Origin of the sequence: Halomonas sp. McH1-25, assembly GCF_022348165.1 — a bacterium.
GTDB lineage: Bacteria > Pseudomonadota > Gammaproteobacteria > Pseudomonadales > Halomonadaceae > Modicisalibacter.
On sequence record NZ_JAKRFI010000002.1, the window covers coordinates 381,370 to 402,978 of the forward strand.

16 protein-coding genes are annotated in these 21,609 nt (G+C 62.0%); 13 read left to right on the forward strand and 3 right to left on the reverse strand.

Translation table 11 applies throughout. The features are described 5' to 3' along the window. Positions 1–36: 36 nt before the first annotated feature. The 8 genes from glyA to MHM84_RS08245 all read left to right on the forward strand — a co-directional run bounded on the left by glyA (position 37) and on the right by MHM84_RS08245 (position 9,392). A complete protein-coding gene (glyA, locus tag MHM84_RS08210) occupies positions 37–1,362 on the forward strand; it encodes a serine hydroxymethyltransferase (protein WP_239264703.1) in 1,326 nt (441 codons plus the stop codon). Between the two features lie 46 nt (positions 1,363–1,408). Further along, entirely contained in the window at positions 1,409–2,659 is a 1,251-nt protein-coding gene (locus MHM84_RS08215) for a sarcosine oxidase subunit beta family protein (RefSeq protein ID WP_239264706.1), read from the forward strand. A 161-nt stretch (positions 2,660–2,820) separates the two neighbouring features. Next, entirely contained in the window at positions 2,821–3,225 is a 405-nt protein-coding gene (locus tag MHM84_RS08220) for a sarcosine oxidase subunit delta (protein ID WP_239264709.1), read from the forward strand. Further along, positions 3,222–6,266: a sarcosine oxidase subunit alpha gene (locus tag MHM84_RS08225; protein ID WP_239264711.1), complete on the forward strand. Its 3,045-nt coding sequence runs from the start codon at positions 3,222–3,224 to the stop codon at positions 6,264–6,266. The genes MHM84_RS08220 and MHM84_RS08225 overlap by 4 nt, the downstream gene beginning before the upstream one ends. Further along, positions 6,259–6,894, forward strand: a complete 636-nt coding sequence (gene soxG, locus MHM84_RS08230) for a sarcosine oxidase subunit gamma family protein (RefSeq protein WP_239264714.1) — start codon at positions 6,259–6,261, stop codon at positions 6,892–6,894. The genes MHM84_RS08225 and soxG overlap by 8 nt, the downstream gene beginning before the upstream one ends. 65 nt (positions 6,895–6,959) lie before the next feature. Then, positions 6,960–7,826, forward strand: a complete 867-nt coding sequence (gene purU, locus MHM84_RS08235) for a formyltetrahydrofolate deformylase (protein WP_239264717.1) — start codon at positions 6,960–6,962, stop codon at positions 7,824–7,826. A gap of 81 nt (positions 7,827–7,907) precedes the next feature. Continuing rightward, on the forward strand, positions 7,908–8,873 hold the full coding sequence (locus MHM84_RS08240; protein ID WP_239264719.1) for a putative zinc-binding metallopeptidase: 966 nt from the start codon (positions 7,908–7,910) through the stop codon (positions 8,871–8,873). A 315-nt stretch (positions 8,874–9,188) separates the two neighbouring features. After that, positions 9,189–9,392 carry a cold-shock protein gene (locus MHM84_RS08245; protein ID WP_239264721.1) on the forward strand — a complete coding sequence of 68 codons (204 nt, stop codon included), beginning with the start codon at positions 9,189–9,191 and terminating at the stop codon, positions 9,390–9,392. 167 nt (positions 9,393–9,559) lie between these two features. On the opposite strand, the gene MHM84_RS08250 is transcribed toward MHM84_RS08245, so the two are convergent. Further along, positions 9,560–10,903: an aspartate aminotransferase family protein gene (locus tag MHM84_RS08250; protein WP_239264723.1), complete on the reverse strand. Its 1,344-nt coding sequence runs from the start codon at positions 10,901–10,903 to the stop codon at positions 9,560–9,562. A 172-nt stretch (positions 10,904–11,075) separates the two neighbouring features. Here MHM84_RS08250 and MHM84_RS08255 point away from each other — a divergent pair, with 172 nt between their 5' ends. Continuing rightward, positions 11,076–12,437 carry a VOC family protein gene (locus MHM84_RS08255; RefSeq protein WP_239264725.1) on the forward strand — a complete coding sequence of 454 codons (1,362 nt, stop codon included), beginning with the start codon at positions 11,076–11,078 and terminating at the stop codon, positions 12,435–12,437. A gap of 49 nt (positions 12,438–12,486) precedes the next feature. Here the strand turns inward: MHM84_RS08255 and MHM84_RS08260 are convergent, their stop codons facing one another. Then, positions 12,487–14,532, reverse strand: a complete 2,046-nt coding sequence (locus MHM84_RS08260) for a CocE/NonD family hydrolase (RefSeq protein WP_239264727.1) — start codon at positions 14,530–14,532, stop codon at positions 12,487–12,489. 60 nt (positions 14,533–14,592) lie between these two features. Then, positions 14,593–15,894 carry an ATP-grasp domain-containing protein gene (locus MHM84_RS08265; RefSeq protein ID WP_239264729.1) on the reverse strand — a complete coding sequence of 434 codons (1,302 nt, stop codon included), beginning with the start codon at positions 15,892–15,894 and terminating at the stop codon, positions 14,593–14,595. A 355-nt stretch (positions 15,895–16,249) separates the two neighbouring features. On the opposite strand from MHM84_RS08265, the gene MHM84_RS08270 reads away from it, so the two are divergent. The 4 genes from MHM84_RS08270 (at position 16,250) to MHM84_RS08285 (ending at position 21,535) form a co-directional block, all read left to right on the forward strand. Beyond that, entirely contained in the window at positions 16,250–17,104 is an 855-nt protein-coding gene (locus MHM84_RS08270) for a cyanophycinase (RefSeq protein WP_239264731.1), read from the forward strand. Then, positions 17,101–19,740, forward strand: coding sequence for a cyanophycin synthetase (gene cphA / locus MHM84_RS08275; RefSeq protein ID WP_239264733.1), 2,640 nt, complete (start codon positions 17,101–17,103; stop codon positions 19,738–19,740). The genes MHM84_RS08270 and cphA overlap by 4 nt, the downstream gene beginning before the upstream one ends. Further along, on the forward strand, positions 19,737–20,915 hold the full coding sequence (iadA, locus tag MHM84_RS08280) for a beta-aspartyl-peptidase (protein WP_239264735.1): 1,179 nt from the start codon (positions 19,737–19,739) through the stop codon (positions 20,913–20,915). The genes cphA and iadA overlap by 4 nt, the downstream gene beginning before the upstream one ends. 164 nt (positions 20,916–21,079) lie before the next feature. After that, complete coding sequence (locus tag MHM84_RS08285) at positions 21,080–21,535, forward strand: hypothetical protein (RefSeq protein WP_239264739.1); 456 nt, start codon at positions 21,080–21,082, stop codon at positions 21,533–21,535. Positions 21,536–21,609 lie beyond the last annotated feature (74 nt).

The following is a 21,609-nucleotide window of genomic DNA, read 5'->3' on the forward strand; positions in this document are numbered from 1 at the left end:
CAATACCGGACAACAAATGAATGACGAGGAGGCGACATGCTTCACTACGGTTTTTCCCCCCAGGCCCGCTTAGCCAGCTACGATGCCGCGTTAGCCACGGCAATCGCTGAAGAAACGGCGCGCCAGGAATCGCATATCGAACTGATCGCCTCCGAAAACTACGCCAGTCGGCTCGTCATGGAAGCGCAGGGCACCCAACTGACCAACAAGTACGCGGAGGGCTATCCCGGTCGTCGCTACTATGGTGGTTGTGAATTCGTCGACAAGGTCGAGGCGCTGGCCATCGAGCGCGCCTGCGACCTGTTCGGCGCCGACTACGCCAACGTCCAGCCACACTCCGGCGCCCAGGCCAACGCGGCCGTGTTCATGGCCCTGGTCAAGCCCGGCGATACCGTACTGGGCATGAGCCTGGCCCACGGCGGGCACCTGACCCATGGGGCCGCGCCGAACTTCTCCGGCAAGCACTACAACGCCGTGCAGTACGGCCTGAACCCCGAGACCGGGGAAATCGACTACGAGGAAGTCGAGCGCCTGGCACGCGAGCATCGGCCGAAAATGATCATCGCGGGCTTTTCGGCCTATTCGCGCGTGGTCGACTGGCGCCGCTTCCGTACCATCGCCGATGAGGTCGGGGCGTATCTGATGGTCGACATGGCGCATATCGCCGGGCTGGTCGCCGCGGGGCTCTATCCCAGCCCATTGCCGCATGCCCACGTGGTGACCACCACTACCCACAAGACGCTGCGCGGCCCGCGTGGCGGCCTGATCCTGTCGGCGAATGCCGATGAGGCGATGGTCAAGAAGCTCAATGGCGCGGTGTTCCCGGGCCAGCAGGGCGGTCCGCTCATGCACGTGATCGCGGCCAAGGCCGTGGCCTTCAAGGAGGCCATGAGCCAGGAGTTCGTCAACTACCAGCGTCAGGTCATTGCCAATGCGCGTGCCATGGCGCAGGTCTTCGTCGAGCGTGGCTTCGATGTCGTCTCCGGCGGCACCGATGACCACCTGTTCCTGGTCTCGCTGATCAAGCAGGGCGTGACCGGCAAGGATGCGGATGCCGCCCTGGGCCGGGCGCACATCACCGTCAACAAGAATGCCGTGCCCAACGATCCGCAGAGCCCGTTCGTCACCTCGGGGCTGCGCATCGGCACGCCGGCGGTCACTACCCGCGGCTTCGTCGAGGCCGATTGCGAACAGTTGGCCGGCTGGATCTGCGACATCCTCGATGTGCTCGCCGAGCAGGGCAGCACCGACGCGGTGGAAGCCGACGTACGCGACAAGGTGGCCTCGCTGTGCGCGCGCTATCCAGTCTATGGCGACGCCCAGAGCAGCGAGCCTGCCGAGAGCCAAACCTCCGTGGCCTAAGCCTGTCCGTCAGCGGCTCCCAGGGGGCCGATCGAGGAGAAAGTCTATGCAACGCTATTCCGGCTTCGGGTTGGTCAAGCACGCACTCAGCCATCATGAAAACTGGCAGCGCCAGTGGCGCAACCCCACGCCCAAGAAAGAATACGACGTGATCATCGTCGGCGGCGGTGGTCACGGTCTGGCCACGGCCTATTACCTGGCCAAGGAACACGGCATCACCAATGTCGCGGTGATCGAGAAAGGCTGGCTGGGCGGCGGCAATACCGCGCGTAACACCACGATCGTGCGTTCCAACTATCTGTGGGACGAGGCGGCGGCCCTCTACGAGCACTCCATGAAGCTCTGGGAGGGGCTGTCGCAGGACCTCAACTACAACGTGATGTTCTCGCAGCGCGGGGTGTTGAACCTCGGCCATACCCTGCAGGACATGCGCGACATCCAGCGCCGCGTGAACGCCAACCGGCTGAACGGCATCGACAGCGAGGTACTGGATGCCAAGGGCGTGCAGGAACTGGTGCCGATCATGGACTGTTCCAAGAACGCACGCTATCCGGTCATGGGTGCCTCCTGGCAGCCGCGCGCCGGGGTGGCACGCCACGATGCGGTGGCCTGGGGCTTCGCCCGCGGCGCCGATGCGCGGGGCGTCGATATTCTCCAGCAGACCGAGGTCACTGGCTTCAAGATCCTCGACGGACGCGTGGTGGGCGTACATACCAACCGCGGTGACATCGGGGCCAAGACCGTCGGCTGCGTGGCGGCCGGCAACTCCGGCGTGCTGGCCAAGATGGCCGGCTTCAAGCTGCCGCTGGAATCGCATCCTCTGCAGGCGCTGGTCTCCGAGCCGCTCAAGCCGATTCTCGACACCGTGGTGATGTCCAACCATGTGCACGGCTATATCAGCCAGTCGGACAAGGGCGACCTGGTCATCGGCGCCGGGATCGATGGCTACCTGGGCTATGGTCAGCGCGGTAGCTACAGCACGGTGGAGCATACCCTGCAGGCCATCGTCGAGATGTTCCCGATCTTCTCGCGGGTACGCATGAACCGTCAGTGGGGCGGCATCGTCGATACGTGTCCCGACGCGTGTCCCATCCTCTCGGCCACGCCGGTCAAGGGGTTGTTCTTCAACTGCGGCTGGGGTACCGGGGGGTTCAAGGCCACGCCGGGTTCGGGGCACGTATTCGCCGCCAGCCTGGCCAAGGGCGAGATGCATCCTATCGCCGCGCCGTTTTCCATCGACCGTTTCCACACGGGGGCGTTGGTCGACGAGCATGGCGCCGCCGGCGTCGCACACTAGTTTCTGCGAGCTGCGCCGCGCGATGGCGGCGTTGTTCGACACGTCGGAATCCTCATGTACAAACACGTACATTCCGGTTCCTTCTTTGCCGAACGCCTTGCCATCACACCGCTCGCTGGCGCAGAAAAACGATGGCTCTCATCCACGGTGTTGGAGGGAAAATGTTTCATATCTACTGTCCTTACTGCGAAGAGCACCGCGAGGAAGAGGAATTTCATCCCAAGGGGCAGGCGCACATTCAGCGTCCTGCGGATCCCGAGACGTGTTCCGATGAAGAGTGGGGGGACTATCTGTTCTTCCGTGACAACCCGCGCGGCGTGCACCACGAGCTATGGGTGCATGCCCTGGGGTGCCGCAAGTTCTTCAATATTACCCGGCACACGGTGAGCTACGAGATTCTCGAAACGTACAAGATGGGTGAGCAGCCAGCAGTGACGGCGGCAAGCCTTGCTGAAAAAGACAAGCAGGCCGGTGTCCAGGCGGCCTCGGGCGGCTGGCAAACGGTGGGTGCCCGTCCAGAAAGCGAAGCATTGAAAGATGCATCAAACCAGGGGGCGCGGGTATGAGCCAAGTCAATCGACTGTCGCAAGGGGGCCGGATCGACCGCTCCCATACAGTGAAATTCACCTTCAATGGCAAGTCGTATGAAGGCTACGTCGGCGACACCCTGGCCTCCGCCTTGCTGGCCAATGGCATCGATGTCGTCAACCGCAGCTTCAAGTATTCGCGTCCGCGCGGCATCGTCGCCGCCGGGGCGGAAGAGCCCAATGCGGTAGTCCAGCTGGGAGCCAGCGAAGCGGCCCAGGTGCCCAACGTGCGCGCCACCCAGCAGGGGCTTTATGAAGGGCTCACGGCGCGCAGCACCAACGGCTGGCCCAACGTTCAGCGCGACCTGATGGGCATGGTGGGTAAGCTGAGCGGGACGTTCATGCCGCCGGGCTTTTACTACAAGACCTTCATGGCGCCAGCCTCGCTGTGGATGACCTACGAAAAGTACATCCGCAAGAGCGCCGGTCTGGGACGTAGCCCCACCGAACCCGATCCGGACAGCTACGACCACATCAATCAGCACTGTGACGTGCTGATCGTCGGCGCCGGCCCGGCAGGGCTATCCGCAGCGCTCACGGCGGCACGCAGCGGGGCGCGGGTCATTCTTTGCGACGAGCAGGAGGAGATGGGCGGCTCGCTGCTGGATAGCCGCGAACTGATCGACGATGCGCCCGCCGTGCAATGGGTCGATCGTGTTCTCAACGAGCTCGGCGGAATGCAAACCGTGACTTTGCTGCCGCGCACGACCGCCAATGGCTACCATGACCACAACTTCGTGACGCTGCACGAGCGGCGTACCGAACATCTGGCCGATAGCGCACCCACAGTGGGTAGCCGTCGTCAGGTTCGCTCACGTTTGCACCGCGTGCGCGCCAAGCAGGTCGTGCTGGCCACCGGCGCCCATGAACGTCCGCTGGTCTACGCCAACAACGACGTGCCCGGCAATCTGATCGCCGGCGCCGTATCCGCTTATATTCGTCGTTACGGGGTGGTCCCCGGCCGCAAGCTGGTCCTCTCCGCGACCAACGATCATGCCTATCGCGCCGCGCTGGATTGGCACGAAGCGGGCCGCGAAGTGGTGGCGATCGTCGATGCGCGTGACAACCCCAGGGGCGATCTCGTCGACAAGGCGCAGTCGTTGGGCATCCGCATCATCACGCAAAGCGCCGTGATCGAGGCCAAGGGCGCCGATCGGGTCAGCGGCGCCCGGGTCGCCCGAATCGACGCCAAGCTGTTCAAGGTGGCTGGTAAGGTCGAGGAGCTGGCCTGTGACACCATCGCCAGCTCCGGCGGCTACAGCCCGGTCATTCATCTGGCGTCGCATACCGGCTCGCGGCCGACATGGCGGGACGATATCCTGGGTTTCGTGCCTGGCGAGGTGAAAGGTCTCACGCCGGCGGGTGGTGCGCATGGCGTCTATCCGCTCAACGACGTCATTCGCGATGGCGCCGACGTCGGCACGCGTGTGGCACGGGCCGTGGGCATCGACACTGCCGCTGACGCCTCGGCACTGCCTCAGGTCGCTGCCCGCCAGGACGGCCAGGCCTGTGCGCTGTATCAGGTGCCGCACGAAAAACAGACCATGCGCGCGCCCAAGCAGTTCGTCGATCTGCAGAACGACGTCACTGCGGCGGGCATCGAGCTGGCGACCCGCGAAGGCTTCGAGTCCATCGAGCACGTCAAGCGCTACACCGCGATGGGCTTCGGCACCGATCAGGGCAAGCTGGGCAACATCAACGGCATGGCGATTGCCGCGCGCTGCCTGAAGCGCTCGATTCCCGAGGTGGGCACCACCGTGTTCCGGCCCAACTATACGCCGGTCACCTTCGGGGCCATCGTCGGGCGTCACTGCCGCGAGCTGTTCGATCCCGAGCGCTACACCGCCTTGCACCAGTGGCATGTCGAGCACGGCGCCGAGTTCGAGGACGTGGGGCAATGGAAGCGTCCGTGGTACTTCCCGCGCACCGTCAATGGGAAAAAGGAGAGCATGCACGAGGCGGTGGCCCGCGAATGTCTCGCAGTGCGCGAACGCGTCGGCATCCTCGACGCCTCGACGCTGGGCAAGATCGACATCCAAGGGCCGGATGCGCGTGAGTTCCTGGGCCGCGTCTACACCAACAAGTGGGCCAAGCTGGCACCGGGCCGGGTACGCTATGGGCTGATGTGCAAGGACGACGGCATGCTCATGGACGACGGCACGACCAGTTGCCTGGGCGAGAACCATTTCCTGATGACCACCACTACCGGCGGTGCCGCTGGCGTCCTGGAGTGGCTGGAGCTCTGGCACCAGACGGAATGGCCGGACCTGCAGGTCTACTTCAACTCGGTGACCGACCACTGGGCGACCATGACCGTGACCGGGCCCGATGCCCGCAAGTTGCTGGCCGAGGTCACCGACATCGACCTCGACAAGGAGCAGTTCAAGTTCATGGACTGGCGCGAGGGTACGGTCGCCGGCGTGCCGGCGCGCGTCTTCCGCATCTCGTTCACGGGCGAGCTGGCCTTCGAAATCAACGTGCAGGCCAATTACGCCATGCACGTCTGGAAGACCCTGTTCGACCACGGCGAGAAATACGATCTGACGCCCTACGGCACCGAGACCATGCACGTGCTGCGTGCCGAGAAGGGCCTGATCATTGTCGGTCAGGATACCGACGGGTCGGTCACGCCCGAGGACCTGGGCATGCAATGGGCCATCGGTTACGACAAGCCGTTCTCCTGGATCGGCAAGCGCGCCCTGTCGCGCTCAGACACCCGGCGCACGGATCGCAAGCAGTTCGTCGGCCTGAAGCCCAAGGACCCCAAGGTGGTGCTGGAAGAGGGCGCGCAGATCGTCTTCGATCCCAAGCAGAGCATTCCCATGGTCATGGTGGGCCATGTGACGTCCAGCTACTACAGCCCCTCGCTGGGTCATGGCTTTGCCTTGGCCGTGGTGAGAGGGGGGCACGAACGCATGGGCGAAACCGTCTATTTGCCGATGGTCGATGGCACCGTCCATGAGGCCGAAATCGTCAGCCCCGTTTTCGTCGATCCCAAAGGAGAGCGCCAGCATGTCTGACGTCAGAGAATTCAATACCCGGCCGTCCGGCAGCCCGGGAGCCGAGTCGCCGCTGGCGTGGTCATTTCAGCGCCAGGGCACACCGCCCCGCGAGGCCAGGCCGGGCGTGACGCTTCGCGAGAAGGCGTTTCTCGGTCACTTGATCCTGCGTGGCGGTGCCATCGTCCTGGATGAGGCGGTGCGCGAGACGCTGGGGCTGGCGTTGCCGGCCCGCCCCAATGCGCTGGTGCAGGATGCCGCCGGGGAGCGCTCGATCCAGTGGCTGGCCCCCGACGAATGGCTGGTCATCGTGCCCGGCGGCGAGGAATTCACGCTGGAGAGCCAGCTGCGCCAAGTGCTGGGTCAGGCGCACTGCAGCATCGTCAATGTCAGTGGCGGCCAGACCGTACTGACGCTGCGCGGCGAGAATGCACGTGACGTGCTCATGAAGTCCACGCCCTACGACGTGCACCCGCAGGCCTTCCCGGTGGGCAAGGGCGTCTCCACGGTGTTTGCCAAGGCCTCGGTCGTGCTGCGCCGGCCGGCCGAGGACACATGGGAACTCGTGATCCGCAGAAGCTTCGCCGACTACTGTTACCGCTGGCTGTTGGACGCCGCCGCGGAGTACGGTGTCATCGTGGAGCGATGAGCTAGCAGGCCGGCCTAGTGCCGGCCTTTCTTATCCCTGACAAGCCAATAACACATGGGGACACCATGAGCCGAACGGCCGATACCTGGATTCTTGCCGCCCAATGCCCCAGCCGCCTGGGGACGGTGGATGTGGTGACGCGCTTTCTGAAGGAACAGCACTGCTACATTACCGAACTCAACTCGTTCGACGACCGGCTGGGTGGACGCTTCTTCATCCGCGCCGAGTTTCGTCCCGAGGTGGAAGGCTTCGGTGGCGAGGCATTTCACGACGCCTTCGCCCCGCGTGCTGCCGAGTTCGACATGGAGTTCGAGCTGACCTCGCCGGGCAAGCGCATGGGGACCGTGATTCTCGTCTCCAAGGCCGATCATTGCCTGAACGATTTGCTGTATCGCTACCGCATCGGTCAGTTGCCGCTCGACATTCGCGCCGTCATTTCCAACCATCCGGACCTCGAGTCGCTGGCAGCATGGCATGGCCTGCCGTACTACCATTGCCCCATCACTCCCGAGACCAAGCCGCAGCAGGAAGCGCAGGTCCAGGAAATCATCGAGGAGACCGGGGCGGAACTGGTGGTACTGGCGCGCTACATGCAGGTGCTTTCGCCGGCCATGTGCGAGCGGCTGGCAGGGCGCGCCATCAATATTCATCACTCGCTGCTGCCGGGCTTCAAGGGCGCCAGACCCTATCACCAGGCATACGAGAAGGGCGTCAAGCTGGTCGGGGCGACGGCGCACTACATCAACAACGATCTCGACGAAGGGCCGATCATCGCGCAGGGCGTCGAGCCGGTCGATCACGCCCATTACCCGGAGGACCTGGTGGCCAAGGGGCGTGATGTCGAATGCCTGACCCTGGCGCGAGCCATCAGCTATCACCTGGAACGACGCGTGTTCCTTTATGCGGGGCGCACGGTGGTGCTCGGTAACTGAGGGGTTGGCGCTCGCTTTAAAGGGGAGGGCATCTATCCTTTATATCTGTCTTCCTTGCGGTCCCTATTATGGAGACCTTATATGCGCGTTTTTTCCAATCCCGTCGGTTCCGGCTCCCTCTGGTTCGACAACCTCGCCACTGCAGATGGCACGCCCGTAGCGTACGACCCGCAGGCACGGGCCTTTCTGCCCATGCCGCCCTTCTGCATCAATCGTGAAGTGATCGGCTGCAACTGGATCGCTCCCGAACAGGGAGCCTTCTGCCAGTCCTGCGCCATGACGGCACTTGCTCCCGACCCCGCCATTCCCAACGCCATTCCAAACTGGGCACACACCGAGGCTGCCAAGCGCTGGGTACTCGATAACCTGGGGCGTTGGAACTGGTTCCGGCCGGAGGATCCTGGCGTACGTCCGCTCTTTCACATGCTCGCCGAGGGGCCGACTCCGGTACCCATGGGACATGTCGAAGGTGTAGTGACCATCAGTGTGGCCGAGGCGGACCCGGTGCTACGCACCACCCGTCGTCAGGCACTGGAAGAGCCCTACCGAACCATGATCGGCCATATGCGCCATGAAATAGCGCATATGATCTGGTGGCGACTCAGCTTGCGCGCTGATTTTCTCGATGCATTTCGTGCCATGTTCGGCGACGAGCGGGTGGATTACCCGAAAGCACTGCAGAAACACTATCATGACGGCCCGCCCCCCGACTGGGAAAAACGTTTTCTGACCACCTATGCCTCTGCGCATCCTCACGAAGACTGGGCCGAAACGACGGCGCACCTGCTGCACCTGACCGACATCGCCGACAGCTTCGTTGCAGCGGGTCTGTCCTCACCCCAGTTACCGGGTCCCAACTGGGATCCGTATGCGGAACCGGATGCCGAACGCCTGATCTTCGTCGCGGCTTCTCTTGCGGTAGGTGTCAATAACGTCAATCGCTCGATGGGACTTTCGGATCTCTATCCTTTCGTGCTGTCGGACGTCGCGCGCCGCAAGCTCGCCTTCGCGCATGACTGGCTGCGCCGAGGCGCCCAGGGGCGCTGAGCTGGAACGCTGACCGGGACCCGCGTTGCCTGTGAGAGACGAACGGATGGGGGTGACCGAGCGCACCGATAGCCTCGGTCCCCTGATCGGATCGATCCACAAACGCTGTCATGCCTTCTCGTTGAGCTTTCTCGATGCATTCCTGTTGACTGGGCCAGCTCGCTATGGCATGATGCGCTCAGTAGGTAGCAAGTTGTATATCGTCAGTTGTAATCGAGTCATTCGGTAGCCTGGTTATATCCCTTGTTTTGCCCACTTCATCTGGGGTAGCACCCGGCAATCGCATAAAGCGCCTAGCGCGTAAGGATTTCGAACATGGCAACTGGCACAGTTAAGTGGTTCAACGACTCTAAAGGCTTCGGTTTCATCTCTCCCTCCGATGGTGGTGATGACCTGTTTGCCCACTTCTCAGAAATTCAGGCTGACGGCTTCAAGTCCCTGCAGGAAGGTCAACAAGTCTCTTTTGACGTGACCCAGGGCAAGAAAGGCCTTCAGGCTGCAAACATCAAGCCTCTCTAACCTTCGGTTAGTCTGCGCTTTCGAGCCGTAAGGCTTCGAGCACTAAAGCCCGCTTAGGCGGGCTTTAGTGTTTTTGCATGTCTGATTGTTGAGCTACTTTTGCCATCCTGGCGTTGCCTGCGCAGCGACGTCAGTCGAGAGGCTCTGATTCGCGATTCGCTGAGAATTCAGGCCAGTTCGCCGATGGTCTCGCCAAGCACGTTGATGAGCCGGTCGATCTCGGCGCGCTCGACGATGAAGGGTAGGCCGAGCTGGATGGTATCTCCGCCATAGCGTACGTAGAAGCCCTTTTCCCAGCACTTCATGGCAATTTCATAGGGGCGCCGTGCCGGCTCGCCAGGGTGGCTCTCGATCTGCAGGGCGCCGGCAAGCCCATAGTTGCGTATGTCGCTGATATAACGAGTGCCCTTGAGGCTATGTATCGCCTCCTCGAAGACTGGGCTCATCTCTTTGACACGCTCGATCAGGCGATCGTTTTCGAGCACATCCAGCGCAGCGAGCGCCGCGGCACAGGCCACTGGATGCCCCGAATAGGTGTAACCGTGGGGAAGCTCCAACATATAGTCAGCTCCCCCTTGTTCCATGAAGGTCTGATAGATGTCGCGCTGCACGATAACGCCGCCCATGGGGACTGCGCCGTTGGTCAGTTGCTTGGCGACGTTCATGATGTCCGGCACCACGCCGAACTCCTCGGCGCCGGTCATAGACCCCATGCGCCCGAAGCCGGTGATGACCTCGTCGAAGATCAGCAGGATATCGTGGTGGTCGCAGATTTCACGCAAGCGCTGCAAATATCCCCTGGGCGGTGGAATCACCCCGGCCGAGCCGGCCATGGGCTCGACGATCACGGCGGCAATGTTGGAGGCGTCGTGCAAGGCGATCAACTCCAGTAGGTCTTCGGCGCGCTCGGCGCCACGCTCGGGCATGCCTCTCGTGAAGGCATTTTCCTTCAGCAGAGTGTGGGGCAGGTGATCCGCATCGACGCCCTGGCCGAATAGTGTACGGTTGGCGCCGATACCGCCGAGGCTGAAACCACCGAAGTTGACGCCGTGATAGCCCTTGGCCCGGCCGATGAGCTTGGTCTTGGCAGGCTTGCCTTTCTTGCGCCAATAGGCACGGGCGATCTTCAGCGACGTGTCGGCGCTCTCGGAGCCGGAACCGGTGAAGAACACATGATCCAGCCCTGGCGGGGTCAGCCCGCGAATGCGATGAGCCAGTTCGAAGGCCTTGGGATGGCCGTACTGGAATGCCGGCGCATAGTCCAGTTGCCGCAGCTGTTGCGCGACCGCTTCGGCAATCTCGGCACGGCCATGTCCCGCACCGCAGGTCCACAGACCGGACAGACCATCATAGATGCGGCGCCCATCAGCATCGGTGAAATAGCTACCTTCGGCCCCGACAATGATCCGCGGATCGCGTTTGAATTGGCGATTGCCCGTATAGGGCATCCAGTAGGCGTCCAACTGGTCCGGGGTCAGACCCGCGCCGTGATGAGACACTGACTCTGCCATGCTACCGACCTCGATTGTTATTTCGTTGTAAGCGTTCTTTTGCCGGATACTCGGCGTAACTTTTGTTACGTTACCTCCAGATGGATTTAATGTCAGGCCCGCAAAAAATTAACTTTATACTTGCCCATTACAAGATATAGCGCCATTACGCGCGCCAGGGAGGCATGAGCCAATGAGTCACCAGACATTCGTTTCCCCAAATGAGATCCGCGATCGCTTTTCCAAGGCCATGTCGGCCATGTACCAGGCCGAAGTGCCCCAGTACGAAACCCTGCTCGAGCTGGTCGATCGGGTCAATCAAGAAACCCTCGAGCGTGACCCGGCGCTGGCCGAGCACCTGGCGTCCTATGATGAGCTGAATCGCCTGGGGGTCGAACGCCATGGCGCCATTCGGGTGGGCACCGCCTCGGAACTGGCAACGCTGCGCCGGCTCTTTGCCGTGATGGGGATGGTTCCGGTCGGCTACTACGACCTGTCGGAAGCCGGCGTGCCCGTGCATTCGACGGCCTTTCGCCCCATCGACGATGACGCCTTGGCCTACAACCCCTTCCGTGTGTTCACGTCCCTGCTGCGTCTCGAGCTGATCGAAAGCGACGCCCTACGTGAGCGAGCCGCGAGGATCCTCGCCAATCGCGACATCTTTACCGCGGGCGTACGTGAGCTGATTTCCCGCCACGAGTCGCAGGGCGGGCTCACCGATGAAGATGCCGAGCGCTTCGTGAGCGAGGCGCTGGAAACCTTCCGCTGGCACAAGGATGCCACGGTGGATCTGGACACCTACGAGGCGCTTCACGCCGAGCACCGGTTGATCGCCGACGTGGTCTGCTTCCGGGGGCCGCACATCAATCACCTGACACCGCGCACCCTGGACATCGACGAGGCTCAGCGGCGCATGCCGCAGGCGGGGATGAATCCCAAGGAGGTCATCGAGGGCCCCCCGCGTCGTGACTGCCCGATCCTGCTGCGCCAGACCAGCTTCAAGGCGCTGGAAGAATCGATCCGCTTCGCCGGCGAACGCCAGGGCACTCACACGGCGCGCTTCGGTGAAATCGAGCAGCGCGGCGTGGCACTGACCGCCAAAGGTCGTGAACTCTACGACCGGCTGCTCGGCGAATCGCGTCGTCGAACGGCAGGGCTGGACAATGCCGAACATCAGCGCGTCCTGGGCGAGGTCTTCAGCGACTTCCCCGACACGCAAGCGGAGCTGCGCCGTCAGAAGCTGGCATTCTTCGAATATCGGTTGACCGAGGCCGGGCGCAAGTCAGGCAAGGTGAGCGACACGGATATCGAGGCGTTGGTCGAGCGGGGTCTCGTGGAGGCTCGACCGATCACCTACGAAGACTTCCTGCCGGTCAGTGCCGCAGGTATCTTCCAATCGAACCTCGGCGGTGGCCGCAACGATGCCTACGCAGGCAACGCGAACCGCGACGCCTTCGAGGCCGCCCTGGAAGGCAAGGTACTCGATGAGCTGTCGCTCTACGCCGAACGTGAGAGGGCGTCTTGCCAGTCGGTCCTGCAGGCGTTGCAAAACTAGTGCGGTTCGTCCATTTGCGGCCCTCCCTGCCCTGAGGCGAGGGCCTCTTTCAAACGAGGTCGCGCGGGATCTCCTCGTCCCAGCTCTTGGCAAAGACCCGGCTGTCGCCCTCAAAGGCGTCCAGCGTCGCACGCAGGCGAAAGCTGTCTGCATTGGACGTCATCAAGGTTCGGGTCACGCTGCGTACCATCCAGTCGCCGCGTCGGAAACTGCGCTCCCATTCGGTCCAGCCGCTCAGACTGTCATAGTTGCCATAAGCATAGCTGTAGCGTTCGACGACCCGCGACGTGAGTTCGAGATCGATGTCATCGAGGCGAAAGGTGCCCTGGTCATTGATGACTTCGAGCGTGGTCCGATCATTGGCCAGGTCACGTATCACTCGCCACGCTTCTTGGCTCGGTTGTATCAGGGACACCGCTAGCGGCGGTGCGGCCTCGGGCGGGCCAAACTGGGTCAGTGCCGCTTCTTCCTGAGGCTGGGTCTCGCGGCACGGCAGGATCAGTCGACAGCCGGCAGGATGAACGGTCAGTGTGACGGGGACGGGGGACGGCCATGCCAGCGGCCAATAGCTGGTCGAGAGCGAGAGCCGGATGGCATTGCCCACCGGAAAGTGTTGCGCGATGTGTTTGAGCGGTACGCGAACGCGATAGCGCTTGCCGGGCTCCAGTGGCTGGGGGAATTCGTCGCTGTCACGGTGGGTCAGGTTGAGCAGGCCATAGGAAATTCGGGTTGCCTTGTCGTCTTGGGCAATGTCGCTGAGCCGTAGCGCCACCATCGCCACCGGCTGGTCGGCTGCGATGTCGAGCTCGACAACGGGTTGCCCGCAAATCTCGATGGCCTGCTCGAGCCGCGCCGTTTGGAAGATCAGCGAGCCGCCGTCCTCGTCGCGCTGATCGTGAGGCAGGTCCGGCGGGGCGTTGTAGGAACACCACTTGCCGGCATACAGCCCGACCGACAGCGGCGAGCGTACCGCGAGAGGCGTCCCGTCGTCGTGTGTTCCAGAAACTGCAGCTTCCTGGGCGGCCGGCATCAGGTCATGACCGCTGGTGAGGCGAAAGTGCTGCGATTCGATCCGCGGCGATGGCCAGCTCGGTTCTGCGACCCAGCGCCCCGGGCGCATGTCATAGCGGGCCGACGGCGGCACCGATTCCTGCATCCATACGCGCAGCATGGGCTCGTCCATGATGCCCGTTTCCTGGCCCTTCAACCAATAGTCCCACCAGCGCAGCGACTCCTGCAAAAAGCCGATGGCGGGGCCCGGAACGCCAAGGTGGGGATACTTGTGCGCCCAAGGGCCGACCAGGCCCTTGCGTGGCACGTCGAGCCCCGCGAGCAACCGGAACACGGCATTGCAGTAACCGTCGGCCCAGCCGCTAACGGCATAGACAGGGCAGCGAATGCGCGAGAAGTCCTCGCAGACCGAGCCATGCTTCCAGTAGTCGTCGCGGCGCTGATGCTGTAGCCAGGTCGCCAGCCATAATCCGCTACCCTCAAGACGCTCCTGCCACATTTCCCGCCAGCGCTCACCGACCAGCAGCGGATCGGGCGGGCAGGTGTTGGTATCGAACATGGTCGAGGCCCAGGACAGATTGTCGCCGAGCAGGCAGCCACCCATGTGATGGACGTCATCGGCGTAACGATCGTCGGTCGAGCACAGCGTGATGACGGCTTTCAGCTCGGGCGGTTGCAGTGCCGCGATCTGCAAGCCATTGAACCCGCCCCAGGAGATGCCGATCATGCCTACATCGCCGGTACACCAGGGTTGCTGGCCCAGCCAATGCAGGATCGCGACGCCGTCGTCGAGTTCCTGTTGCAGGTATTCGTCGGTCAGCACGCCGTCCGACTCGCCGCTACCGCGGATGTCCACACGTACCCCGGCGTAGCCATGGCCGGCCCAGTAGGCGTGCGTTTGCACATCGCGCATCGCGGTCATGTCACGCTTGCGATATGGCAGGTACTCGAGAATCGCCGGCACCGGATCGCTCTCGGCATCCACCGGGCGCCAGATACGTACGCCCAGTCGGCAGCCATCGGCCAACGTGATGAAGCCTTCTTCCTCCTGGACGTCGCGGGGGAAATCGCTGACGATATGCATGGCCTGCTCCCTGTAGCGTTACCTGTTTTCCTTACGCTTCACCTCGATGAAGAAGGGCCGTTAGCCAACGATGTCCTCGAACTCGAAATGCAGCTGCTCGGCAAGTCGTGCATAGTTTTCTTCCAGCGCGGCATCGTCGTCTGCCCCCATCCAGGCGTAAGCCAGGGCAAAACTGTAGCTGTCTTGCTCGGGAAGGGACGACAGGCGCGTACCGACCTCTACCTGCACCGAGATCCGGGTGCCGGGATACGCCTGCTGCAATGCCTCGATTTCCTCGCTGCTCGGCACTCGGCTGACCGTGGCATCGACGAAGAACACGCGGTAGAAGAACGTGCCAGCGACCTTGAAACATCCTTGACGGCTCGGCATGTCAGGTGCCTGACCCAGCGCCAGATCGACGGTCACTTGCTGGTGGCTGACCCCGTCGACCTTTTCGAACAGGTCGCAATGCGATTGGGCGATGCGGGTATTGATTTCCAGCAGCCAGATGCGGTCTTGCACTTCGTCCCAGAAATACTCGATGTTGAAGGCGGCATTGTCATAACCGATATGAGCCATGATCTGGCGGGTGAGCTGCCGCATCTTGTCCTGAATGGCGGAAGGAAGGCGGGACGGGTAGCGATAATAGAAAAAGCTCAGGACTTGTGGATAGCGAATCGAGTCGACGATGCCATACGGGACGACATCGCCCTCGAATACGTAACCTTCGACCGTGCATTGCCAGCCGCCAATGATCTCTTCCGCCATGCAATGGCCGCCATCGACCGCGCGGACGTCGTCAGGCAGATTGGCATGCTCCAGTACGAAGTTGAAAGGCTCAGAGATGGTACCGATGCCTTCACATAGCCGCGTTACGGCATAGGTGAAGTCTTCGGGACTGTCGATGCGAAACCCCAGTCTTGAGCCCGACGATTTGATCGGCTTGACGAAAAAGGGAAAGTACAACCCTGCCTCGCCGATATGCTGGAGTGCCTGGTCATCGAAGGGATCGAAGGCGGTAAAGCGGGGAATGTACTCGGCGATCACTTCACGTTGTACGAGTCGGCTCCAGTACTTATGCTCGCATTTGAGCAAGCTCTCGAGGCTGGTGGAACGCGTGCCGAAGCGTTCGCAGAGCAACGGCAGCATGGTCGAGACGGGAAAATCCATGTAGCCGACGATGGCATCGATAGGCTCATCGAACTCGTTCAGGCGGGTTTCGGCGCTAGTCAGCATATCTTCGATCGGAAAGATTTCCGTGTCGTAGACTTCCGCCGGCTCGATCACTCCATGGAACCGGTAGTTCTCGGCCCCTCGCAAACCTTCGAGCCGTTCACGGTTGCGCATATCCAGCCCGACAACAAACACGTTCCGAACACTCATGATCGCCTCCTGGCACGAGCTCGGCAGTTGCAGTCCTTGCTACTGAGGCGCAATGGGTCGCAGACAAGGAGGGCAGCTTGCCCATGCCGGGCGTCAGGACAGGCATGGGAATTGCCGTTTATCGAAGCATAGCGGGTTATCGCTGCTGCGCTGGGGCAATATGCGGGAGCGCGGAAATCTCACTATTTCACAGCAACGACGTGGTCAGGCAGGGGAGTGGTCATTAACCTGGCTAGGGCAGTGCGTGGCTGTTATAAGTGAAGACGCGGGTTAGCGCATCATGCGCTACGACATTGCCGGTAGCGGTAATGATTCAGCGTTTTCTCAAAAAGCGTCGCTGGGCGACGAAGGGGATATGGCATCTCAACCCCCCACCGTATCCGGCCACATCGTGGCCATTGGCGGTGCCGAGGACAAGACTTCCGAACTCGCCATCCTTCGACGGGTTTTCGAGCTTGCTCCTCAAGACAGCGATGAAGTCGCCATCATCGCCACGGCCAGCAGCATTCCCGAACAGCTCCTGCCTTGCTACGAAGCGGCTTTCTCTCGCGTGGGCGCGAGCCGGATCCATGCGCTGGACATTCAGGATCGCAAGCAAGCCGCCGATGCCGACAATGTCCGGTTGATCCAGCGAAGCGGCGTGATTTTCTTCACCGGAGGCGACCAGCTTCGCCTGACCAATGTCTTCGGCGGTTCGGCCACGCTGCGGGCCATCCGCGAGCGTTTGCGGGCGGGTGCCGTCGTGGCAGGGACCAGTGCCGGTGCCGCAGCCATGCCAAGCACCATGATCTATAACGGTGCGGCGGCAGACGCCTTGCGCAAGGGGGCGGTCAACATGACCTTCGGTCTGGGCTTCGTCCGCGGCATGGTCATCGACAGCCACTTCCTCGAGCGTGGTCGATTCACACGGCTCATGGAAGTGGGGGCCAGCAATCCCGAACAGTTGGGCGTCGGCATCGGCGAAGATGCGGGTGTCATCATTCATCCGAACCGCATCCTGGAAACCATCGGCCCGGGACACGTCATCATCATCGATAGCCGGGACCTGGCGAGTTCCAATATCGCGGAGCTGAGCATGGGCGAGCCGGTCGCCATCGAGAACATGATCCTGCACGCCATGGTCAGTGGCCATGGCTACGATATCGATGCGCGGCGTTACCTCGTCGCCGACGAGCTCAACGCCATCCTGGCGGAGAGACAAGCGCGATGAACATTCTCGAGCACCGGGCGCTACGCGGCCCGAACTACTACAGTCGCTATCCTGCCATTTACATGCGCCTGGATATCGGTGAACTCGAAGCGCGGCCGAGCGACACCGTTCCCGGCATCGTCGCACGCATCACCGAGCTTCTGCCGACCCTCTACGAACATCGCTGCTCGGTAGGGCGGCCTGGCGGGTTTCTGGAACGCCTCGAACGCGGTACCTGGGCCGGCCATGTGGTAGAGCATGTGGCGATCGAACTGCAGAACGTGATCGGTTTTTCAGTGGGCTACGGCAAGACGGTGGATTCCTACGATACCGGCATCTATAACGTCGTCTATCGCTACCGGGACGAGGCCTGCGGCCTGGCCGCCGGCGTGGAAGCCGTCGATATCGTCGCTCGACTATTCAATGGCGAAGATATCGATATTTCGTCGGTGGTGACTCGTCTCAAGCAGGTACGCGACGCGCATATGCTGGGCCCTTCCACCGCCTCGATCGTGGAGGCCGCCAAGCGCCGCGGGATTCCCTGGGCTCGCCTCGACGAGGACAGTAGTTACATTCAGTTGGGGCACGGCCACCGGCAGCAGCGAATCCAGGCGACCGTGACCTGTCGTACGAATCTGATCGGCTATGGCATCGCCGACGACAAGCACTGGACCAAACGACTGCTCGGCGAAGCCGGTATCCCCGTGCCGCGCGGGCGCGTTTGCCATTCGATCGATGAGGCGCTCGAAGCCGCCACCGATATCGGCTATCCCCTCGTCGTAAAACCGTTGATCGGCAATCACGGTCGCGGCGTCAGCACGGACATACTCGACGAATCGGCATTGCAGGAAGCGTTTAGCATTGCATCCCGGCGGAATTCTTCGGTCATCGTCGAAAAGTTCGTCAAGGGCGAAGATCATCGACTGCTGGTGATCGATGGCAAGTTAGTGGCCGCTGCGAGGCGGCGCCCGGCACATGTGGTCGGCGATGGACAGGCGACGCTACAGGCGTTGATCGATAGAGAGAATCAGGATCCGCGTCGCGGTGTCGGTCATGAAAATCTGCTGACACAGATCCACGTCGACGAGCAGACGCATCGGCTGATCGCCCAGCAGAATCTGAGCTTGGAAAGCGTCATCCCGATAGATGACGTCGTCTACCTGAAGCCCACGGCGAACTTGAGCACCGGAGGCACGGCGACGGATGTCACCGACGATGTCCATCCTGAAGTGAAGTACACGGCAGAGCGCATCGCCCGCCTGGTCGGGCTCGATATCATCGGCATCGACCTGCTCGCCGAAACGTTGTCTCGCCCCCTGGAGGAGCAGTCGGCCGCAGTGGTCGAGGTCAACGCCGGGCCGGGGTTTCGCATGCATCTTTCACCGACCCATGGCACGGGCCGCGATGTCGGCCAGCATGTGATCGAGATGCTTTTTCCTGACAGTGCGGATGCCGGGCGCATCCCTATCGTTGCAGTGACCGGAACCAACGGGAAAACGACGACGGTGCGCCTGATCGCGCACCTGCTTCGTCAGTCGGGCCGCAGTGTCGGCATGGCCTGCACGGGGGCGATAGAGATCGACAATCACACGATCATGCGCGGCGATTACAGTGGACCGCAGGCGGCCGCGACCGTACTCCGCGAGCCCACCGTCGAGTATGCCGTGCTCGAGGTCGCGCGAGGCGGTCTCATGCGTCGCGGGTTGGGCTTCGACGAGTGCCAGGTCGGTGTGCTGTTGAACATTGCCAGCGATCATCTTGGGGAGAACGACATTCGTACCCTGGATGAACTGGCACGCTGCAAGAGCGTGGTGATCGATGCCGTCCGCCAGGAAGGGACGGCCGTGCTCAATGCCGATGATCCGCGCGTGCTGGCGAGCCGGGAATGGGCCAGGGGGGACGTGATCTACTTCTCTCTCGACCCCGACTCCCAACCTGTCCGTCAGCATGTGCATCACCATGGGGTGGCCTTCACGGTGCACGACGAGCGCATCGTGATGCGCCAGGGAAATGTCGAAGCCAGCATCATTCCCGTGGCGGATGCCCCCATTACCTTTGAAGGCCATGCGCGTTTCAACATTGCCAATGCTCTGGCCGCCAGCGCCGCGGCATATGCCCTAGGGCTCAGCATCGCCGACATTCAGTTGGGCCTGCAAACGTTCCACTCGACGCCCGGGCAGAATCCGGGACGTACCAATTTCATCGATGCTGGCGACATGAAAGTGCTGATCGATTACGGCCACAACGTGCCGGCACTCGAAGCCTTGGGCGAACTCGTCAGCCGTATTCCCGCTCAGCGGCGCATTGGCGTGGCCAGCGCCCCGGGCAATCGTCGTGACGAGGACCTGTTCAGCCTGGGTGTCCAGCTTGCCAACATGCACGACATCGTCTTTCTCTGCGAGACCGATCCGCGTGGTCGCCCCGACGGTGACACCGCCAGCCTGCTGCGTGCCGGGGCGGAGTCGGTGCCCGGCGACTGCCGAGTCGAGGTGGTCTTGAAGGAACGTCAGGCCATCGACAGAGCGTTCGATGAGGCCAGGGAGGGTGATCTGCTGGTACTGCTGATCGAGGATATCGAGAGCGCCACCGAACGCCTTCGCGGGAGACGGTTTTTGCCGGATACCCAGCAGGACGATGCCACAGGTGAACAACCATGACGCCTTCCAACGATCACCGGGACGGGCTACTGACACTGTTGCGCGTAGGCGATGTTTTTTCACCCGAGCGGCTCGAGGCTACTGATATCCTCATGGCAGGGGAAAAGATCGTCGCTCTGGGCAGCGCGCTCGATATTCCCAAGGGCTGGCCTATCCAAGTGGTGGAGGCACGCCATCTCATCGCCGTTCCCGCCTTCATCGACCAGCATGTGCATGTCACCGGAGGCGGCGGCGAAGGCGGTTGTGTTACTCGCTGCCCGGAAATTTCGGCCCGGGAAATCGCCGCAATGGGAATCGGCACGGTGGTGGGCGTGCTTGGCACCGACAGCATCAGCCGCTCCCCGGCCGACCTGCTGGCCAAGGTACGAGGGCTGCGCGGCGAAGGGATTTCAGCGTACATGTATACCGGTGCGTATCGCGTACCGCCGCCTACGCTAACCGGCGACATCCAGCGCGACTTGGCCTGGATTCCCGAAGTCATCGGCCTGGGCGAAATCGCTATCTCGGACCATCGTTCGAGCCAGCCACGCCAGGATGAAATCGAACGGATCGTCAGCGATACACGTGTCGGCGCCATGCTGGCCGGCAAACGGGGTATCTGCCATTTCCATGTCGGCGATGGAAAGCGGGGTCTGGAGCCGCTGCGAAGATTGCTCTCCGAGACCGAAATCCCCGCCGACCAGGTGATCCCTACCCATGTGAATCGCCATCGTGACTTGCTCGAGGAGGCAGCAGATTATGCGCTGGCATTCAATGCCAGTGTGGATGTCACGGCGTTCGAAGAGGCCGGCGATGGCCTTTCCAGCTTCGACGCGGTGTTGCGATTGCTGGAGCGCGGCGTTCCTTCGGCGCACATTACCATCAGCTCCGATTGCAATGGCAGCTTGCCTGAATTCGATGCCAATGGCGCGTACCTGGGCATGAAAGTGGCAAGAAACACGGCCTTGATTGCGGATTGGCAACGCCTGGTTCGTGAAGGTGTATTGCCTCTCGAGTCGGCCCTGGGCCTGATTTCCACGAATGTGGCTCGGGTACTTGGGCTACAGGCGAGCAAGGGGCGTCTGGCTATCGGCTTCGATGCCGACGTGGCCCTGCTCGATAGTGAGTTTCAACCGCAGCAGACGTTCGTGGCGGGGAGATGTATTTACCCAGGAGCTAGCCGCCAGTCAGGCTAAAATAGCAAGACTGGAGAATAGCAAGACCGGAGTGCAGTATTCCTTCTTGATGCAGGTGTCACCCCTCGCCACGCAGCGAGCGGCTCGAAAACCGCAGAGCATGGATCGTCAATGGCTCGGGACCTCTGTTAGTTTGTGGTGATGATGTCTCTCGAGGGGCTGTTATGAAAGCTGCCGTATTGCTGGTTCTTGCCGGGCTCGTCGTTGCGTTATTGGTTTGGTTTCCCGGCACCGAGGGACCCGAGCGAACCAATATCGACAGCATGCATCGTCAAGCCGCCATCACCGACGCGCGTGTTGCCCTGGCCCGCTCACAAGCGGAGTGCATCACTCTGGCAGAGGGAAAGTTCGGAAAGGCAGTCACAGAATCCCTGAATTACGTCGGCCTGAAGCCTGATTACCAACGGGTCTTCCAGGACGGAAGCGGGAACCAGCCGGAAACGCCGAGCGATAGTCAGCGTGAGGATCTTCGCGCCGAATTCGATTCGATGGGCCATGCCGGGCTCGTGCTGCTCATGTGCTTGCGCCACCTGGATGACGAGGGAATCGTACCGCTTGGCGAAAGCGTGCCCACGGTCGCCGAGCGGTTATCGCATCTTGCGGTGCAAGGCGGTGAATGATTGCAGACTCGCCAAGCCACCGGCTCATGACTAAAGACTAACGACGCCACCGCGTCACTGCATCAAACACCGCT

Excerpts from the sequence above, each read along its gene's own strand:
- glyA (WP_239264703.1), top strand. The coding sequence starts at position 37 with ATGCTTCACTACGGTTTTTCCCCCCAGGCCCGCTTAGCCAGCTACGAT.
- MHM84_RS08215 (WP_239264706.1), top strand. The coding sequence starts at position 1,409 with ATGCAACGCTATTCCGGCTTCGGGTTGGTCAAGCACGCACTCAGCCAT.
- MHM84_RS08220 (WP_239264709.1), top strand. The coding sequence starts at position 2,821 with ATGTTTCATATCTACTGTCCTTACTGCGAAGAGCACCGCGAGGAAGAG.
- MHM84_RS08225 (WP_239264711.1), top strand. The coding sequence starts at position 3,222 with ATGAGCCAAGTCAATCGACTGTCGCAAGGGGGCCGGATCGACCGCTCC.
- soxG (WP_239264714.1), top strand. The coding sequence starts at position 6,259 with ATGTCTGACGTCAGAGAATTCAATACCCGGCCGTCCGGCAGCCCGGGA.
- purU (WP_239264717.1), top strand. The coding sequence starts at position 6,960 with ATGAGCCGAACGGCCGATACCTGGATTCTTGCCGCCCAATGCCCCAGC.
- MHM84_RS08240 (WP_239264719.1), top strand. The coding sequence starts at position 7,908 with ATGCGCGTTTTTTCCAATCCCGTCGGTTCCGGCTCCCTCTGGTTCGAC.
- MHM84_RS08245 (WP_239264721.1), top strand. The coding sequence starts at position 9,189 with ATGGCAACTGGCACAGTTAAGTGGTTCAACGACTCTAAAGGCTTCGGT.
- MHM84_RS08250 (WP_239264723.1), bottom strand. The coding sequence starts at position 10,903 with ATGGCAGAGTCAGTGTCTCATCACGGCGCGGGTCTGACCCCGGACCAG.
- MHM84_RS08255 (WP_239264725.1), top strand. The coding sequence starts at position 11,076 with ATGAGTCACCAGACATTCGTTTCCCCAAATGAGATCCGCGATCGCTTT.
- MHM84_RS08260 (WP_239264727.1), bottom strand. The coding sequence starts at position 14,532 with ATGCATATCGTCAGCGATTTCCCCCGCGACGTCCAGGAGGAAGAAGGC.
- MHM84_RS08265 (WP_239264729.1), bottom strand. The coding sequence starts at position 15,894 with ATGAGTGTTCGGAACGTGTTTGTTGTCGGGCTGGATATGCGCAACCGT.
- MHM84_RS08270 (WP_239264731.1), top strand. The coding sequence starts at position 16,250 with ATGGCATCTCAACCCCCCACCGTATCCGGCCACATCGTGGCCATTGGC.
- cphA (WP_239264733.1), top strand. The coding sequence starts at position 17,101 with ATGAACATTCTCGAGCACCGGGCGCTACGCGGCCCGAACTACTACAGT.
- iadA (WP_239264735.1), top strand. The coding sequence starts at position 19,737 with ATGACGCCTTCCAACGATCACCGGGACGGGCTACTGACACTGTTGCGC.
- MHM84_RS08285 (WP_239264739.1), top strand. The coding sequence starts at position 21,080 with ATGAAAGCTGCCGTATTGCTGGTTCTTGCCGGGCTCGTCGTTGCGTTA.